This window comes from Pseudoalteromonas sp. OANN1 (genome assembly GCF_024124685.1).
Classification (GTDB): domain Bacteria; phylum Pseudomonadota; class Gammaproteobacteria; order Enterobacterales; family Alteromonadaceae; genus Pseudoalteromonas; species Pseudoalteromonas piscicida.
In genome coordinates this window covers 14554-33032 of sequence record NZ_JAMXSE010000003.1, presented here as the reverse complement: position 1 = coordinate 33032, position 18479 = coordinate 14554, and the positions used below count along the sequence as shown (strand labels likewise).

Genomic DNA, 18479 nt, shown 5'->3' with positions numbered 1-18479 from the left:
AAAAGCTCGCCGAATAATTCGGCTCCTGCCACAGACAGAATCGTGTAGGAGCAAGTTTACCTTGCGAGCTCTTAAAGCTCTTAAAGCTCTTTAAGCCGTTAAAGATGCGCCGCAAAAGCCAGCGCTTATTAAGTGATTAAAGTGCTGAGCGCTGTCTTAACACTTCAAATAAACACACACCGGTCGCAACCGATACATTTAAACTAGACACGCTACCTACCATCGGGATCTTAACCAGTTCATCGCAATGCTCTCGAGTTAAGCGGCGCATGCCATCACCTTCAGCGCCCATTACAATGGCCATAGGCCCAGTCAGGTTTGCATCAAAAACAGCTGTATCGGTTTCACCTGCAGTACCCACAACCCACACACCGGCTTCTTTAATATCACGCAATGTGCGAGCAAGATTGGTTACTTGGATAAGCGGAACCGTTTCTGCAGCGCCACACGCTACTTTTCTTGCAGTGCCATTTAGCTTTGCAGACTTATCCTTTGGTACGATCACACCATGTACACCTGCTGCATCCGCACTACGTAGACATGCACCTAAGTTATGAGGATCGGTAACTCCGTCCAACACTAAGAAAAACGGCGTGGTTTCTCTCTGAATGATCTCATCAAGATCTTTTTCATTGTATGCGCGCGCCGCTTTAACATTAGCAATAATGCCCTGATGTTGCTCACCATTCGCTTTGTTATCAAGCGCTTTACGCTGCATAAACTGCACTGAAATACCAAACTTACGGGCATCGTTTACGACTTGATTTAAACGCTGATCTTCACGTCCCTTTAGTGCATAAATTTCTAAAAAGCGCTCCGGCGCGTTATTCAAAATGGCTTCGATTGAATGAAAGCCAAAAATTAATTCGTTACTCACGTTAAAGCTCCCGCTTTATAATCTATTGCGCTTTTTTGCTACGATTTCTTTCGTTTTTGCCTGGGCGTTTTGCTTTGCCCTTTGCCGCTTTGGCTTTTTTACTCGTCGATTTTTTCTTCGACTTCAGCGTGCCTGCCTTTTTCGCCTGTTTGAGCTCCCCCTTAGGGGTCGTTCTTTTGCGCTTTTTGGCTTTGTCATCGCCTTTATTATCTTTATCGCGACCAGACGCTTCACCGTCACGGCGCTTAGCTCCCGGGATTTTACCCGTTTTTAGCTGCTCACGAACACTACTTGCAGTGCTTTTTGGCGATTTTCGACGCCTTGCATATCTGTCTTGCTGACCTTCTTCAGCTAAAGCTAAGTTGATGCGACGATCATCCAAGCTAACTGAAGCGACCACAACGGTAAGTTTATCGCCGAGTCTAAATACTGTGCGACTATGCTCACCAATCAAACATTGCTTTGCACCATCAAAGTGGAAGTACTCATGCCCTAAATTGCTAACATGGATCATCCCGTCGATCTGCAGGTCGTCCAACCTCACAAATAATCCAAAGTTGGTGACCGATGAGATCACACCGGTAAATTCATCGCCAACATGATCTTGCATAAATTCACATTTAAGCCAATCAGCGACTTCACGAGTGGCGTCATCAGCGCGGCGCTCTGTCATCGAGCACTGCTCACCTAGTTGTTTCACTTCATCTTCATTGTAGATGTAAGCGCCACTTACTGGCTGTTGTTGCTGCTGTAAAATGCCTTTGATTGCGCGGTGTACCACCAGATCCGGATAACGGCGAATAGGTGAGGTAAAGTGTGCATAGGCTTTTAATGCCAAACCAAAGTGGCCAATATTTTCTGGCTGATATACCGCTTGCTTCATTGAGCGCAGTAACATAGTTTGGATCAATTCTTTTTCAGGGCGATCTCCCAATGACTCAAGCGCTTGGGTCAACTCCTCTGGCGACGGATCGTTAGGTAATTGGCTTTCAATACCCAAGTCTTGCAAGAATTGTCTAAATTGGCTCAACCTTTCAGGATCTGGCTCATCATGAACACGGTACAAGCTATGGGCTTCGTGTTTTTCCAACAGCTTTGCTGCTGACACATTCGCCAAGATCATGCACTCTTCAATGAGTTTGTGGGCATCGTTACGAACCACAGGCACGATAGAGTCAATCTTCCGATGAGCATTAAATACAAAGCGCGTTTCTAGGGTTTCAAACTCAATTGCACCACGCTCCTGCCTTGCAGCCTTCAGCGTCATATACATGTTATGGAGCTCAGTTAGATGAGGCACAAGAGGCTGATAATCCGCTCTAAGCTTTTCGTCACCTTGTAAAATCGCATGGACTTTGGTGTAAGTAAGACGAGCGTGAGAGTTCATCACGGCTTCGTAAAAACGGTAGCCAGACAAACGACCCGCTTCGGACACGGTCATTTCCGCAACCATACATAAACGGTCTACCTTCGGATTCAATGAACATAAACCGTTCGATAGCACCTTAGGTAGCATTGGCACAACTTGCTCAGGAAAATACACTGAGTTACCACGCTCAATCGCTTCTTTGTCAAGCGCAGTGCCTTTACCGACATAATGAGACACATCCGCAATAGCAACCCATAAACGCCAACCACCTGACTTTTTACGCTCACAATATACGGCATCATCAAAGTCACGGGCGTCTTCACCATCAATGGTCACTAACGGTAAATCGCGAAGGTCGACACGGCCTTGTTTGGCTGACTCTTCAACAAACTCACCAAGATTTGCAACTTGTGCTTCTACTTCACTTGGCCACTCATGAGGAATGTCATGATTGCGAAGTGCCACCTCAATTTCCATACCCGGTGCCATATGATCGCCGAGCACCTCAAGTACTTTACCCATTGCATTCATTTGTTTGCTAGGGCTTTGAGTGATCTCTACCTGCACCATTTGATTATGGCGAGCACCATTTTCTTGACCAGGTACGATGATGATATCTTGAGTAATGCGAGGGTCTTCTGGCACCACAACTGCCATGCCAAACTCAACAAAATAACGACCGACGACTGGCGCACGCTCTTTTTCTAGTACCCGCACAATGCGCGCTTCCACCTTACCACCTGAGCCTCGACTGCCAGCCTTCGCTAACACCCAATCGCCATGCAGCACACGCTCCATTTGATACTTGGTGATAAACCAATCTTTGGGTTCGCCTTCCACTTCTAAAAAGCCAAAGCCATCACGGTGTCCAACAACGCGGCCTTTGACTAGACCATCATCACTTGGAATGGTGTAACACTTAAATTTATTGAAGTGCAGCTGACCGTCTCGCTCCATTGCGCGCAAGCGGCGTCTAAGCGCAATTTGACGTTCTTCGTCTTGCACTTTTAAATCGTTACACAATTGAGAGAAAGAAGGTGGTTTGGCCGCGCTTTTAATGTGTTCTAAGATAAATTCGCGACTAGGTACTGGATTGTCGTATTTTTGCTGTTCTCTATCGAGATAGGGATCCTGTTTTGGCATTACTGTCTTGTTAAATAAGCTATGCTGTTATTTTAACCCAAAATAGCCTAATGACCTAGGCCAAGATCGATGAATCTTTTTATGCAGATAGATTAACCACTGAATTTGATACCGACTCCAGTGTTGCAATTTGGGCATGAAGTTCTAATAAACGCTCAACTGAGCGTCTAGCAACCATAGCAAGACCGTCCCAATCAACTTGCTCTTCCGAGTAACTTAGCTGCGCAGTTGCTGCTTGAACAAGCTCGGCAAAATTCACCATGCCAAGCTCCAGTGCTTCGTTTTCAATGTAGGCAAGTTTATCAACGGCTAAGTCAGTTACATTCAACTCTGTGAGCCCTTTAATTTGCGCAATTTCGTACTCAAATCGATCTGCTAAATACATCAATTTCGTCGCCAGCACGCCTGAACTTTCACGATTTGCGAGATCCATAAATCTTGATTGATCAATCAGAGTCTTACATTCCAAGCGAGAAGTTGTTTTTACAGTCGCACATTCCAGTGCCGCATATAAACGGCTTGGCATGATAGGTTTAGTTAAACAGTCCTGCATGCCAGCTCGGAGGCATCGCCTTTTCAATTCAGGATCGCCATCACCCGTTAACGCGATAACCTTAACGCTGGAGGTGAAGCCAATTTCGTTGAAGCCTTCTTTAAACCACTCAAGACCATTACCATCTGGCAGTCGCATGTCCAACAAAATAATATCGAAATTGTGTTCTAATAGCGCGACCTCAGCTTCTGCGAGGCACTTAGCAATAGAAAACTCACTCACCATATCGTTTAAATAGGTGCTGATCACATCAATATTCATGGCGTTATCTTCAACAACAAGCACATTGAGTGCTAGCTTCTCTGTATTAAACTCTGCGCTCTGTAACGGTGAATCACTACACTGGCAATCTAACTCAAAGCTAAACACGGTGCCATTGCCAAGCTTGCTGTCGACGTTAAGCTCAGAGTCTAACCCTTGCAGCAGTTGCTTGCATAACGCCAACCCAAATCCTGCACTTTGCGAGATGGATTGTTCGGTATTTAATGTGACAAAGGGTTCGAAGATCTTTTCCATTTGTACTTCAGTCAGTCCTTTGCCTGTATCCTTAATTGCAAAGCGGATAGTTTGCTTATCCTCAGCGCGACTTGTACCTTCAAGGATCAGCGTAATAATGCCTTTATCTGTGTACTTAATCGCGTTCGAGAGCAGATTTCTAAGTACCAAAGACAATGTATCTTGCTCGACGACATGAACGTCCTGTGGATACAGGCCTTTAACCTCGACCCTCAAACTCAACCCTTTAGCCAATGCCAGCGGCTGTAAGAGGCGAACTAACTCTTGCGAAAGACTATAAAGCGAGACAGGCACGCGATTTTGCGCCGCATATTCCCCTTTCGCTTGCAATAATACTTGATTGGCTAAGTCTGACATCGACATCGCGGCGTGGACGATAACATCGCATAATTGAGCATGGCGATTGGGCTCACGCGGCACTTTTTTAAGTGATTCTGCGTGACCCACAATGGCGTTTAGTGGTGTTCTCAGTTCATGACTTAATAACGTTAAAAACTGTCCTTTTACTTGCGCTGACTGCTCAGCAGCAGTTTTTAACAGGCAGAGTTCTTTTTCACGACGGCTGCTACATAACAGGCATAAAGAAAAACACAACAGCAGCGGCATCGTGCTCACAGAGACAGCAAAAAACTGATTAACCCAATTTGCCGAAACAAGGCTGTCTGTCACTGAGTAGCCGCCAAGCATGACTACTCTAAAAGTAAACACGGCCAATAAGCTCAAGCACGATAGGCCAAACGCCCAATGTGCCGCACTAAACTGTTGTGATAATAATTTATGGCCTTTATTTAACGCTCGCAGGCAGTAAATCATCGCCATCGCCCAGACTAAGTAGTTGATCCCGACGCGAGCGATAAAATTAAAATCCACGTACAAAAAGTAAGTAAAACTGGGAATACCCAATGCGGCTAATACATACCAAGGCATGTAATTGCTTTTCACACTAAAAAACGCATCAACACCACGAGCCAGATAAAAAAGCCCAAATGCGATAGTGAGATTGGGAATAAAAATTGAGAACGTAATGGGAAGTGTATAGGCGGCCAACAGGCCACATCCAATTGCAGTGAGCGCAATGAAAATAAGCCAATCTCGAGTGCCTGGTAGGCCTTTATTAATAAACCAGTTTACGGCCATAAAAACTGTACAGATCACAGTCGTTATTGCGGTAACTTGAATAAGTAATTTAGGATCCATTATTGCACTCAAAATTAATACATTATTATTACTTGGCGAATGGTGCAGTATATTACCGCACAGCATTATTTTGAAGTATTAACTGGATATATGCTATTACACCTAGTTACAGCCATCCTTTTTGCTTAGCAATTCTTGCTGCATCTACCCGGTTTGTCGCATGTAATTTTGCGATAGCATCGGATAAATAATTCCTTACCGTTCCCTCACTCAAAAATAGCTGCCCTGCGATTTCAGCGGTTTTTAGTCCTTCACTGGCTAAGCGCAGCGCTTTGCGTTCCTTGTCGGTAAGTGGATCAGCATCTTCCAAAGCGTACAAAGCCAGCTCTGGGTCAATAACCTTATATCCATTCATGACCTTTTTCAGCGTTGATAGCAAGTACTCACTTGGAGCTTCTTTTAATACAAAACCATTTACCCCTAAAGTGATCGCACGACGAATATAACCCGCTTTAGAAAAGGTCGTCATGATAACTACTTTTGTGTCTGGCATTTTTTGTTGTAAGTGCTGAGCAAGCTCAAGTCCAGTGACTTGTGGCATTTCAATATCCGTTAGCACGATATCAGGCGTTAACTTTGCTAACTTTTCCTTTGCAACTTGACCATTTTCAGCCTCGCCAACCACTTCAATCTCTCTATCTAAGCTCAATAATGCCGCGATAGCCCCTCTTACTAATGCTTGATCTTCAACAATAAAAACTTTGATCATCCTACTTCCCCTAATACTGCCTTAAAGTATCCGCCCTGTTCGGTGTGATAAAATAATTGGCCACCACATTCTTTCAGTCTGGTACGGATCCCCATTAAACCATTTCCTTCTTTTATGGACTTTATAGAGCCATTATCTTTAATTTCTACAAAGACATTATTGTCAGTTTGCCGCAGTGTGAAACAAACCTTATCTGCATCGCTGTGACGAATAATGTTGGTGCATATTTCTTTAGCAAAAAAGCACAAACAGGCTTCGCTTACTTTATCTAAAGTGACCGCCTGCAATTCTAGCGTTACGGCAATGCCCTTATCTTTTAGCCTCGATGCCAAAATGTGCAGCTGAGCATCAAGCGCTAGCTGATGGTAGCCGGTGACGGCTTGGCGCACTTCGCTTAGTGCTTCTCTCGCTAAGCCTGCAACCTGCTGCGCTTCTGATTGCGCTTGCTCTAATGCATTTGCAGCAGCAAATTTACTCGCCAGCTCAGCTTTTAATGCTATCGAGCTGAGTGAATGGCCGAGTAAATCATGTAGGTCGCGCGCAATACGCTCTCGCTCAGCCACGGCGCCTAATCGCTTAATCTCCTCTTCACTTTGCCTCTGCAACTCTTTGTGTACTCGCTCTCGGTGTGACATCCAACCAAAAATAAAGAGTCCACACGCCACACACAGTGCAGGCATCAAGAAATAAACCGTTTGCTGGGTGGCGATAAATTTAGCCGTTAGCAATACCAACGCTATGATGACCAGCATCGCAATGATTTTATAGCGAGGCAGAAAATTAAAACCGCAGAAAAAAGCAATAAAGCCAAATAACGAACTCGTCCCGGTCGTCACCCAACTACCTGCGACACAAAGCCCTGCCATCAGTACTAAATTCATCACCAACGCATTGCCCGTTTTTGTAATACTCTGCCAATAGAGCACGACAAAACTAAGGTACACAACAACTTGCAACGCAATATTAACTGCACTCAATTGCGCCCAGTTAAATATCAATGGGAAAAAATAAAAGGTTGAAAATATAAGGGGTCCGGCATTCCAAAATGAGCGCCGTTTCTCAACTAGGGTAAATTCTGTGGTAATGGACACAAGCTTCTCTGATTCACTCTTTTTATTATTATTTACGTTTAAGCGCAGAATGTTGAGTGACAAGTGTCAACAATCTTGTCATCTCAAAGCGATTAAATGATAGACTGCTAAAAAACAGTTCTAATATTCAATATGCGCCCACAACAATCCGCTTTGCTCTCGCTTCATAGTGCCGTTTTATTATTTGGTGGAACAGCATTATTTTCAAAATTAATTTCACTCTCAGCACTGGATATCACCGTTTACCGTACCGCCGTTGCTTTCGTTGTGCTACTCCTCTTACTCAAAATACAACGGCAGCCGATAAAATTAATACACACAAAAGATTACCTAACTGCTTTAGTTCTTGGTGTCATCGTGGGACTCCATTGGGTGACTTACTTTGCAGGCATGCAAATGGCGGGAATTGCAGTTGGGATCATTGCCTTTTTCACCTACCCCGTGATCACCGTTTTTTTAGAGCCACTTTTCACTCGCAGCCGTGTACAACTAAAAGATTTTATCAGTGCGAGCGCGGTGTTATTTGGTATCTATCTGTTAGTACCAGAAGCGAATCTTGGCAACCAAGTTACCTTGGGGATTATTACCGGCGTATTCTCGGGCGCACTCTTTGCGCTGCGCAACTTGCTCCAAAAGCGCTTCTTTTCTCACTATAGCGGCCCACACACAATGCTTTATCAAACGCTTGTTGCATGCCTCATGCTGTTAGCATTTGTGGAAGTGCCAATTCAGCAAGTATCCACAGAAAACATCTGGTTAATCTTGCTTGCAGGAGCAATATTTACGGCAATTCCACACGCCTTGTTTGCCTCTAGCCTACGTTATTTATCTGCCACCACTGCAGGGTTAATTTCTTGTTTACAGCCATTGTATGGAACGCTATTAGCTTATATTCTGTTACACGAGACGTTGACACTTACAACATTACTTGGCGGGTTGTTGGTAGTTAGTGCAGCCTGTTTTGAAACTTGGTCTATTACAAGGAAAAAAGCATGATTCAAGTCTTAGCGCACCGTGGAGCCAGTGGCAGCTATCCAGAAAATACACTTGCTGCAATAGAAGCGGCTCTCCATATTGGCGTTGATGGTATTGAGTTGGATGTGCAAAGTTGCGCGGATGATTACGCCATTATCCACGACACTTGGCTAGACAGAACCACCAACGGCGTGGGTAGAGTTAATGAACAAACTCAAGCCTACCTTGCTACGCTTGATGCCGGTAAAGGGCAATCAATTCCCACGTTGCAGCAAGTATTCGCTACGATAGGCAAACAGACAGATATCAATTTAGAACTAAAGCATACCTTTGGCCTAGATAAATTCGTTACCTATATTGAAGAACATATCCAGCAAGGCGTGATCACCAGAGAGCAGCTACTCATCTCCTCTTTTGACCATCATCAACTATTGTGGCTAAAGCAAAAATTACCTTGGGTAAGAATTGGCGCGTTAACCGCTTCTATTCCAATTCATTATGCGCAATTTGCCGAATCGCTCCATGCCTACAGCATTCATATGGACAAAAACTTTATTAATCATGAATATGTGTTGGACGCAAAATCTCGCGGATTAAAGGTATTTGCTTATACGGTCGATAAACAGCAAGACATAGATATGATGCTAGATTTCGGGGTGGATGGTATTTTCACCAACTTTCCATGCCAAACCAAAATGTATTTACAGGGCATTGGCGCCTACGCCACCCCAATTGAGTAACTGCTTGATCGCTTTAGCATTGTTATTCCATTTAGCTCATCTATACTGAGACAAATAAAGTGGCACAATGATGAGCCCAATATGAGTTTATATATGCGCATTTATAATTTTGTAGAACAGACGTTTTTCTATACCCTTTCTCGTAAAATTGTTGGCAATTTAGGCTTTTTACTCCTATTTCAGGTTATTAGCTTGGTTTGGCTATATTCTGAACTTGCTCACTCCGGTGCGAGTATGGGACTGTTTTGGCTTATCACTATTGTGATCCTTGCCGCGTTTGCGTTTACCGTCTTCTATATGCGCTTTTTAATCGTACGACCTGTACAAGCGATGAAAGAGTCATTGGAGCGTGTTAATCGCCAAAACGGTAACTTAGATGCGAAACTGCCACAATTCACTTATGACGAATTTAGAGATTTAAGCGAGCAGTACAACACCTTTACCACCCACCTTAGTCTATTATTGGAAAAAACATACGAAAGTGCCGCTGCGGCGACACAAAGCAACCGCGATATCACCAGCTCCATGCAAAGTACCGCAAAGTATGGACAGCAGCAGCTGAGCCAAGGTGACACGATTATTGCCGCTTCCGATCAGGTCAGTCACAGTTTACAAAGTATTGTGCACAATACCGATCAGGTTTATCAGGCCAACACTGAAAGCTTGCACTTTGTTCGCGGTTCATCACAGTCGCTAACTAAGCTTGTCGCTGAAGTAAAACAAATCACCACGCTACTAGGTAACTTTTCATCGACGGTTTCAGGCCTAAAAGAAAATAGTGAGAACATTCGCAACATTCTAAAAATGGTTGAAGAGTTTTCTGACCAAACCAACTTGCTTGCGCTCAATGCGGCAATTGAAGCAGCTCGAGCAGGTGAAGCTGGGCGTGGCTTTGCAGTGGTTGCCGATGAAGTTCGTGCGCTGTCGGTCAAGGTCAATGCGGCCACCCGCCAGATCAGCGATTTTATCAATCAAATGAATGTGCTAGTCGGTGAAACCAATCAAGAATCAGAACAATTGATTTCTCATTCAAGCTCAGCAGAGAAAGCCATCAGCGATACCTCTCAAGGCTTTATTTCGATGAGTGATGACTTTGAACGCAATCAAGCGCAATTAGAAGAAATCGTTAGTGCGGTACACCAACTTGAAGAAACGCAAAAACATACCCACCAAGCAGTGCAACAAATTGTCGAACTGGGTCAGCAATCTAAATCACAAATTGATGGCGCGTTAGCTGAATGCCAAAGTGCCCAAAAGCTCACAGAAACCACTCAAAAAGAACTTACTCGCTTTGTTTCGCGGCGCTAAGCCCGCGAAACATCAAATGTGAGCACTTCGCTGATACTCGCTTTGTTTAGCGCCAGCATGACTAGCCTATCTATTCCCAGTGCAACACCAGCACAATCGGGGATCCCCGCGTCAAGTGCAGCCAATAACCGCTCATCAGCCGGCACTGGATGCAATCCCATCTCAGCTCTGAGTTGGTTATCTTGCTCAAAACGCGCTCTTTGCTCTACTGCATCCGTCAATTCGTTAAATCCGTTGGCGAGTTCCATGTTGCGGTAATAGAGCTCAAAACGCCCTGCAACGCGATTGTCTTTCGGGTTAAGTTTTGCCAGTGCCGCTTGCGATGCCGGAAAGTGATAAACAAAACAAGGTTGCTGCTGACCGATTTTAGGCTCAATTTCCATGCAAAATAGCAATTGCAGTAAAGTATCTGGATTATTCTCGATAGCTGCAATATCACCATAACCGTATTTATTGGCGTGCGCTTTCAATTCCGTCAGCGACACGCTTAAAGGGTCAAATCCAAGATGGGTCTCAAAGGCTTGCTGGTAAGTCATCGAATCACTAGCTGGACAGTCCAATAACATCTGCATCAACTCATCGATTTCTGCCATTAAGTCAAATTCGTCAAAGCCCGGACGATACCACTCTAACATCGTAAATTCTGGATTGTGATGACGCCCTGACTCTTCGTTACGAAAAGCCTTACATAATTGAAAAATCGCACCACTACCCGCGGCAAGTAGTCTTTTCATCGCATACTCAGGTGACGTTTGTAAAAATAACGGCAAGCCTTGGCAGTGATTTGGGCCAACAAATCGAGTATGGAAAGTATCTAAGTGAGGATCAGTCACTGAGGCTTGAGAAAGGCTCGGCGTGTCGACTTCCATCACATCACGAGCAGCAAAAAAGTGCCGTATCTTCGCTAAAATCGCAGCCCTTTGCCTAAGCGTCTCTATCGTTGCACTTGGCTGCCAATTGTTCACCGTCATTGTTTACTCCAAAAAAATCCCAGCAACATGCTGGGATTTATAAAACATCGTAAATTGCTTTACGCTATTATTTTACGCGGCTTACGTATTCGCCACTACGCGTATCAACTTTGATCACTTCACCAATTTGAACGAACAAAGGAACACGAACAACAGCACCTGTGCTCAGCGTTGCAGGCTTACCACCAGTACCCGCAGTGTCGCCTTTCAGGCCTGGATCGGTTTCAGTGATCTCAAGCTCAACAAAGTTAGGTGGTGTTACTGCGATTGGGTTACCATTCCACAGTGTGATAGTACAAACGTCATTTTCAACCAACCATTTTACGCTATCGCCAAGTGCTTTTTCATCAGCTGCGATCTGCTCAAATGTTTCGTTGTTCATGAAATGCCAGAACTCACCATCAGTGTATAAATACGCTAGATCAGTATCCATTACGTCTGCGCCTTCCACTGAGTCGCCAGACTTAAATGTTTTCTCTAGTACTTTACCTGAGATAAGCTTACGGATTTTAACGCGGTTAAACGCTTGTCCTTTACCAGGCTTGACCATTTCATTTTCTAAGATAGAACAAGGCTCGCCGTCCATCATAATTTTTAGGCCGCCCTTGAACTCGTTGGTGCTATAATTCGCCATCGTATCCTCTAATCTACGTATATTCGAGTAATTAACCTGCTAATGATACAAATAAATGAAGTAAATTTGCAGACTAACTGGCAAAAAGAATTAGCAAATGTTGTCACCGACCCACAAGAGCTACTCAACATCTTGGGGTTGCATGACCAGTTTGATGCACGAGACTTTGCAGCTAAGCGCTTGTTTCCTATGCGAGTACCTCGCCCATTTATCGCTAAAATGCGCCACGGAGATCGTCATGATCCCTTGCTTTTACAAGTGTTACCTGTACATCAGGAATATTTAACTGAAGCGGGATTTAGTAAAGATCCACTCGAAGAACAAGACGCGCCTGTACCAGGTTTGTTACATAAGTACCGCTCTAGGGTATTACTCATGCTAAAAACTGGTTGTGCGATCAACTGCCGCTACTGTTTTCGACGCCACTTCCCTTATCAGGATAATCAGGTCAACAAACGCACCTTAGAGCCTGTATTTGATTATTTGCGCGCCCATCATGAAATCAATGAGGTGATCTTAAGTGGCGGTGATCCGCTGATGGCCAAAGATGACATGATAGCTTGGGTGCTAGAACAGTTAGAGGCTATACCACAAATCAAACGTTTACGTATTCACAGCCGCTTACCGGTGGTGATCCCAGCGAGAGTAACCGAGGAATTGTGCCAACGTTTAGCAAAGAGTCATTTAAAGGTGATTTTGGTAAATCACATTAATCATGCAAATGAAATCGATGGTACTTTTAAAGCGGCAATGCAAAAGCTTAAACAAGCCAATGTGACCTTGCTAAACCAAGCTGTACTACTTAAAGGAATTAATAACGATGTCGCAACCCAAGCCCAATTGAGTGAAGCCCTGTTCGATGCAGATATACTGCCTTATTATTTGCATTTACTCGATAAGGTAGAAGGCGCTAGTCATTTTGATGTAGAAGAGCGTGAAGCCAAGGCGATAATGGCTGAGCTTTTGGAAGTACTGCCGGGATTCTTGGTGCCTAAATTAGTGCGAGAAATTGGTGGTCAGCCAAGTAAAACGCCGATTGACTTAAATTTACTAGACTAAAATAGCAAAAAATCGGTGCTAATGACCCTAGCACCGATTGCTTTGCACATATCTATCGGACATGCCGAAGACAACGTGCCATCAGACATAAGCTTACGCATATGTATTGATGTTGTTGCCTAGCGTTGCTGTCACTGATTTAGCTGGCGTTTGTGCTGCTGCACTGCTGCCCGCAGATTCAATTAAAGCAAGCGCGGCCTGTCCATCTGCTTTCTGTTGCTTTTTTGCCAAAACGGCGCTGTATACTTCACCGCTTTGACCAGCTCCAGACATAGCAGGTAGGTTACTTCCGGAAATATTCATAAGTGATTACCTGACTTTTTGATGGATCAGGTTAGTTATCGACGTAAAAAACTAAACCTTTAGGATAAATTTTAACTTATTTCATCATCCATAATAACGAAAAAATAAAGGTTAAACACCAACTGCTACTCCTTCATTCTGTTTATTCCAGTTTATTGTAGGCGAAAATAGTTCCACCTCACGAAGAGCCATTAACTTATCTGTGCTTAATTTACTACTGGCTTTTTTATTCGACTTTAGCTGCTCAACAACAGCCTTAACGGCAGTGCCGATTTCATTGATTTCTGCTGTCGTCATTGTCGGGTGTAACGAAATTCTTACCCAGCCTGCTGGCGTCGCACTTTTTACACCACATCCAAGCTTTTCAAATTCCTTCTTAAAAATATGATGTGCATAATAACCTGCACAAGAGATCCCACCTCGAACCTGGATCGCAAATTGGTTATCTAACTCCTCAGCAATGTCATTGTGGTCAAGGTTGTTAACAAAGAAGGAAATAATACCCAGTTTTTCAACTGGTTGATCTTCGACAATATGAAGGCCTGAAATTTCTCGTAACTGCTGTGCAAGCAAAAATCTGAGCTCTTTTTCTCTTGCAAGAATGTTTTTCACTCCCATTTTTTCCTTTAGTACCACAGCCAAAGCAGCACGAACAGCTTGTAATGTACCAGGCGTTCCACCATCTTCTCTTTGTGTAATGTCTGCGATGTAAGTGGGATTACCCTGTTTATCTACAGATTCCACCGTACCACCACCGGGTTGATCTGGCGTATTTAGCTGATATAAATTTTTATTAAATATCAGCACACCTGAAGCACCTGGACCGCCAAGGAACTTATGTGGGGAGAAAAAAACCGCATCTAAACGGCACTCGTCCCGCTCTGGGTGCATATTGATTTCAAGATACGGGGCTGCGGCGGCGAAATCGGCAATACAAACACCACCATATTGATGTACTAAAGCCGCTAAGCTACTGAGTTGTGTACATACACCCGATGCATTAGAGGCCGCACTAAATGCACCAATGATCTTACGCCCCTCGTATGCGGATAATAAACGTTTAAAGGCAGCTAAGTCTGATGCTGGCTTACCTTTAGCCGCAGGAATAACAACCACTTCGACGTCGCACGCCAGCCATGAAGCGTGATTTGAGTAATGCTCCATATGTGTAACAAAAACCACGGGAAGGGGCTCATCACCAACACGAGGGCTTTTCAATGCCATTAAACGCTGCAACTTATTTACAGCCGCTGTTGAACCATTTCCAGTAAACAATAAGATGTCATTATCATCCGCATTAACATGCGCTTTGATAATATCTTGCGCCTCATGGTATGCCTTAGTCATCACCCGAGAAGTCTCATTGGACTCAGTATGGGTGTTGGCAATATAAGGCCCTAGCTCTTGATTTATATAGCGTTCAATTGGCTCATATAATCGCCCACTAGCCGTCCAATCAGCATAAATTAAAGACTTGCTCTGATTATTTCTAGAAACCTTGTGCTCTGTACCTATAATTCCCTCGCGGTAAGGAAAAAAGTAGTTTTCTAACGAATTCATTTCGTGGCTCCTTGCTCTTTAACAAGTGTAGGAGATGACCCGTATCAAGGATACGGGTTGCACCTTTTAAAGTAAGATTTGCTCTGGAGGAACACCAAGTAAGGCTCTCCCCAATTGATGTTGATTACGCGGCGATGTCATGGCGTGTTGATTCATAGTGACGATGTCTCGAAGCGCTTGCTCTAATGGGTTTCCCTGATAAACCGCCGAACCACCACGACACTTAACTAACGTTTCTACAATCTCTTGGCAGCCACTAAATACTTCAGTGGTAGCAGCTAAAAAGGCCACCTGTTGCACAGGTGAAGGCATCTCACCTTGCTTCAATAAAGACCAGATTTGCTCAACTTCATGATACAAAAATGCTCTTAACACTCTAAGTTTAGTTGCCGCTTCGCCAACTGCACCTTGTACAAAAGATTCATCTTTTAATGCCCGGCCTTTTAAAAATTGCCCTGCCTGATGCACTTGCCTGGTTGGCTTATTTGCTTCCGAAAGGAAAAAGTCTAATGCAGATTGTGCCACCCCAAGCGGTACAGCAGAGAAATTAAACATAAAGGCCATGGGGAATTGATAAAGCGCCCCATCCTGAAAACTTCTTGGTTGCTGGAAGCTAAACGTCATTTCTTCTGCCACAAATATCTCTTGCTGTAATGCGACATCATTACTACCAGTGCCCCGTAGCCCCATCACATGCCAAGTATCAAGGATTTCGAGATCTGACATATTTAAAAAACATTGCAGTGTTTGCGGAATATCTCCCTCTAGTAACACCATGTCTTCACCGTCATACACCTTACAACCCGCAATCAACCACTCAGCATTATTACAACCACTGACAAAGGGCCAGCGACCACTTACCATATAACCGCCCGCAACTTTACGCGCTTTACCCGTTTGTGATAGAGCTGCACCACTGATAACATGAGGGTTTGGATAGGTTTTTGTTGCCAGCTCTTGAGGTAACATTGCTGCAAAGTAACCACTGTCTGAACCGATCATAGTGCACCACCCTGCCGCACTATTGGCTCGAGATATTTTCTCAATCAATTTAATTTGATTGATTGGATCTAGCTCAGCGCCCCCCATTGATTTTGGCATCGCCATACTGAATACACCGGTCTCTTTGAGCAGAGTAACCGTGCTTTCTGGTAATCTTCTCAGTGCTTCAATATCTGCACTCGCCGCAGCTATTTGATTAATAATTCCATCAATATTGTTATCTATTTGTTCAAATGTCATTTTGTTATTCATTTTATATATTCCTTAAATTACCTGTACTCGCCACACTTCACGGTTCATCGAAAGCTCCGTCATGGGCAACCTTCCGTGTAGGGTGTAATGATTGTCTACTATGATTAAGTCACCATCCTGCCAATCATGGGCAATCATGCAGCGCTCGTCATAACACAATGCGTTGACTTCAGAGATCAGCGCATTAAATGCATTGCTTTCCAGTTGCTCTGAACTCAGTTCAAAAGTTTGCAACTGAGAGTCGCTACCCTCTTGATAACGCAGTAATAACTCACCATTTTTTGGGTGTTCAAACACCAAAGGGTACACGCGCGGCACACCGCCAAAATAAGTCATCTTTGTGGAATAGATAACTTCTGTTTCTTGCCACTCTCTCACCTTTTTTCGACCTGCAAGCTTCAACACATTACGGCTGTCAACAATCGTTGTTTGCCCTTCGCCGGGCTGCGCAGCTGTTTTACAGTAAAGTAAAAAGGTTGATGCGTAGAAACGCTCATTATCAATAACACGCTCATGATCGAGCGGTAACATACTCAAATCCCAATGTAATGGTGTTTTTTCAATGGAGTGAACAAATCCATGAGGTTTCTCTTCAGGCTTCACCACGTGAACAGGTCCAAACTGCCATTGATAAATCTCACCAAAAGGCGCAGTTAACTCGACTAATTCCTGCTCTTCTTCAAGGCCTGCATTTGGTAGTAAAACAAAACCAAATTCTTGACTTAACATCGTGAGGAATTGAGGAGACAACTCTTGATAGGTGATATCTGAAGGTAGGTTTATTCTCAGTCCGAAACGTGGTGACTTCAGCACTTCAAACTGCATTGCTGTAAAGCGCGCTTCTGAAACTTCTATATACATCCAGTTGCTATTTTCGAAAGTCACATTAGCAACATTGAGCTCCTTAGCCGTTGCATGCGGCATCAACTCGACATTGCCATTCAAACGCATCACAGGAACAGCATGCCAAGGTGCTAGCACTTGTTGATTGTTCGCCGACAAAGCGATAGTAAACTTTGGCCCTGTATTGTCGTATCGGTGCGTTGATAAACGGATATGGTTTGAGAATCGTTCATTGATGCTATGCGTCAGCGCCTTTCCTCGAAACATCATCTCGTAGGCTTTATCGCATATGCTTGCTAAGTAATCGTCTCTATCATTTTGTGAGAGATGTACAAGACAAACATCGTTATATAGGTAGCTACATAAATCATCATGTTCGATGCGAAGCTGCGCATCTTTTTTAACCTTATCAGTATAATTTTGTAGTGCTCTGGGATTCGTCGTTAAATTCTTAAGTAGCTGCTTTCTTAGATAAGCAGAGTCATACTCTGAGTTTGCTTTTTCTAATTGACATAAATCGGTTAAATCTGCCCATTGTATGTCATGAGTTATGGTTAACGTTCTTAATGCCGCATTGTATTCCTGCATAATAGCGTCATCGACACCAACAAGATCTGAGAAAGTTGCGCCATCACTAATAATGGTTAATTTCGCGCCAACTGGATAAATATCTTGGATATCATCACACAAAGACTGCATTCGCTCTAAGGCCAATACCTCACCATAATCTGGTAAGTTAGAAAATGATTTCGCATCTATATTTGGTGATTTGCAAGGAAACCCAGGTAGCACAAGCTGCACTGCTTGGTCTTGGCTCGTAAATGCCGCAATAGCTTTTGCGAGCTCAGCTCGACCCTGCTTTGCAAAACCGTCACCAGTTTGTACTAAGTACTTTTCGATAACATCAGCTACCCGCGTATTAATATCATCGTTTAATCCAGCCTCTAACTTTTCATCTAAAACCTTCCAAGCAGGGAAATCATCCAATGACCAAATCTGATTGATTAAGGCATTTTTTTCTGCTCGGCTCCAGCCTAAGTGGCGGATCGCAAAATGCCCAAATAACAGCGAAGCTCGGTAGTTGGCAGCGCAATGTAATAGCACATTGTTATCTTGGTTATCCAAAAGCAATGCTTCTACTTTTGCAAAGTCGGCAAGAGTTGGGTTCGCAAAATCAATTGGGTAATAAATATATGTCGCAGCGAGCTTTTCAACTAGTTCAGCTTCATTCTCGATAGAATAACGCTCGTCATATGGTGCAATGTTGATAACGCAATTCACACCATTTGCTATCAACACTTCAAACTCATGTGCTGATGGCTGACCTGCTAATGCAACCTTATCGTTTATTTTTATATAATTATAAATTTCCATGAT

Annotated in this window: 15 protein-coding genes; 4 read left to right on the top strand and 11 right to left on the bottom strand. The window is 43.8% G+C overall.

The features are described from left to right. Positions 1-136: 136 nt before the first annotated feature. From rlmB to NH462_RS03525, 5 genes are all read right to left on the bottom strand, one after another. Positions 137-877 (bottom strand): 23S rRNA (guanosine(2251)-2'-O)-methyltransferase RlmB, encoded by a 741-nt coding sequence (gene rlmB, locus NH462_RS03545; RefSeq protein ID WP_010368698.1) that lies wholly within the window; start codon positions 875-877, stop codon positions 137-139. A gap of 22 nt (positions 878-899) precedes the next feature. Beyond that, positions 900-3389: a ribonuclease R gene (gene rnr / locus NH462_RS03540; protein ID WP_253104079.1), complete on the bottom strand. Its 2490-nt coding sequence runs from the start codon at positions 3387-3389 to the stop codon at positions 900-902. A 79-nt stretch (positions 3390-3468) separates the two neighbouring features. Further along, complete coding sequence (locus NH462_RS03535; RefSeq protein ID WP_253104076.1) at positions 3469-5655, bottom strand: ATP-binding protein; 2187 nt, start codon at positions 5653-5655, stop codon at positions 3469-3471. 106 nt (positions 5656-5761) lie between these two features. Next, positions 5762-6364, bottom strand: a complete 603-nt coding sequence (locus NH462_RS03530; protein WP_010605828.1) for a response regulator transcription factor — start codon at positions 6362-6364, stop codon at positions 5762-5764. Next, positions 6361-7455 carry a sensor histidine kinase gene (locus NH462_RS03525; protein WP_253104073.1) on the bottom strand — a complete coding sequence of 365 codons (1095 nt, stop codon included), beginning with the start codon at positions 7453-7455 and terminating at the stop codon, positions 6361-6363. The genes NH462_RS03530 and NH462_RS03525 overlap by 4 nt, the downstream gene beginning before the upstream one ends. A gap of 132 nt (positions 7456-7587) precedes the next feature. Here NH462_RS03525 and NH462_RS03520 point away from each other — a divergent pair, with 132 nt between their 5' ends. The 3 genes from NH462_RS03520 (at position 7588) to NH462_RS03510 (ending at position 10478) form a co-directional block, all read left to right on the top strand. Beyond that, positions 7588-8451 (top strand): DMT family transporter, encoded by an 864-nt coding sequence (locus NH462_RS03520; protein WP_021032591.1) that lies wholly within the window; start codon positions 7588-7590, stop codon positions 8449-8451. Then, positions 8448-9170, top strand: a complete 723-nt coding sequence (locus NH462_RS03515; protein WP_017217196.1) for a glycerophosphodiester phosphodiesterase family protein — start codon at positions 8448-8450, stop codon at positions 9168-9170. The genes NH462_RS03520 and NH462_RS03515 overlap by 4 nt, the downstream gene beginning before the upstream one ends. A gap of 93 nt (positions 9171-9263) precedes the next feature. Continuing rightward, positions 9264-10478 carry a methyl-accepting chemotaxis protein gene (locus NH462_RS03510; protein ID WP_045987953.1) on the top strand — a complete coding sequence of 405 codons (1215 nt, stop codon included), beginning with the start codon at positions 9264-9266 and terminating at the stop codon, positions 10476-10478. Here the strand turns inward: NH462_RS03510 and epmA are convergent. Together epmA and efp are read right to left on the bottom strand one after the other, a co-directional pair. Further along, positions 10475-11449 (bottom strand): elongation factor P--(R)-beta-lysine ligase, encoded by a 975-nt coding sequence (gene epmA / locus NH462_RS03505; protein ID WP_253104070.1) that lies wholly within the window; start codon positions 11447-11449, stop codon positions 10475-10477. The two genes, NH462_RS03510 and epmA, sit on opposite strands and share 4 nt — an antisense overlap. Before the next feature lie 67 nt (positions 11450-11516). Further along, the gene (efp, locus tag NH462_RS03500; protein ID WP_017217199.1) at positions 11517-12083 is read right to left on the bottom strand and encodes an elongation factor P; all 567 of its coding nucleotides are present in this window, start codon (positions 12081-12083) and stop codon (positions 11517-11519) included. A gap of 42 nt (positions 12084-12125) precedes the next feature. Here efp and epmB point away from each other — a divergent pair, with 42 nt between their 5' ends. Further along, on the top strand, positions 12126-13142 hold the full coding sequence (epmB, locus tag NH462_RS03495) for an EF-P beta-lysylation protein EpmB (RefSeq protein WP_253104067.1): 1017 nt from the start codon (positions 12126-12128) through the stop codon (positions 13140-13142). Positions 13143-13235: 93 nt separating this feature from the next. On the opposite strand, the gene NH462_RS03490 is transcribed toward epmB, so the two are convergent. The 4 genes from NH462_RS03490 to NH462_RS03475 form a co-directional block, all read right to left on the bottom strand. Next, positions 13236-13445, bottom strand: coding sequence for a hypothetical protein (locus tag NH462_RS03490; protein ID WP_010368721.1), 210 nt, complete (start codon positions 13443-13445; stop codon positions 13236-13238). A 111-nt stretch (positions 13446-13556) separates the two neighbouring features. Next, entirely contained in the window at positions 13557-15005 is a 1449-nt protein-coding gene (locus NH462_RS03485; protein WP_253104064.1) for an aminotransferase class V-fold PLP-dependent enzyme, read from the bottom strand. A gap of 66 nt (positions 15006-15071) precedes the next feature. Further along, on the bottom strand, positions 15072-16259 hold the full coding sequence (locus NH462_RS03480; protein ID WP_010368725.1) for an acyl-CoA dehydrogenase family protein: 1188 nt from the start codon (positions 16257-16259) through the stop codon (positions 15072-15074). A 12-nt stretch (positions 16260-16271) separates the two neighbouring features. Beyond that, a complete protein-coding gene (locus NH462_RS03475) occupies positions 16272-18476 on the bottom strand; it encodes an L-tyrosine/L-tryptophan isonitrile synthase family protein (RefSeq protein ID WP_010368726.1) in 2205 nt (734 codons plus the stop codon). Between the last annotated feature and the right edge of the window lie 3 nt (positions 18477-18479).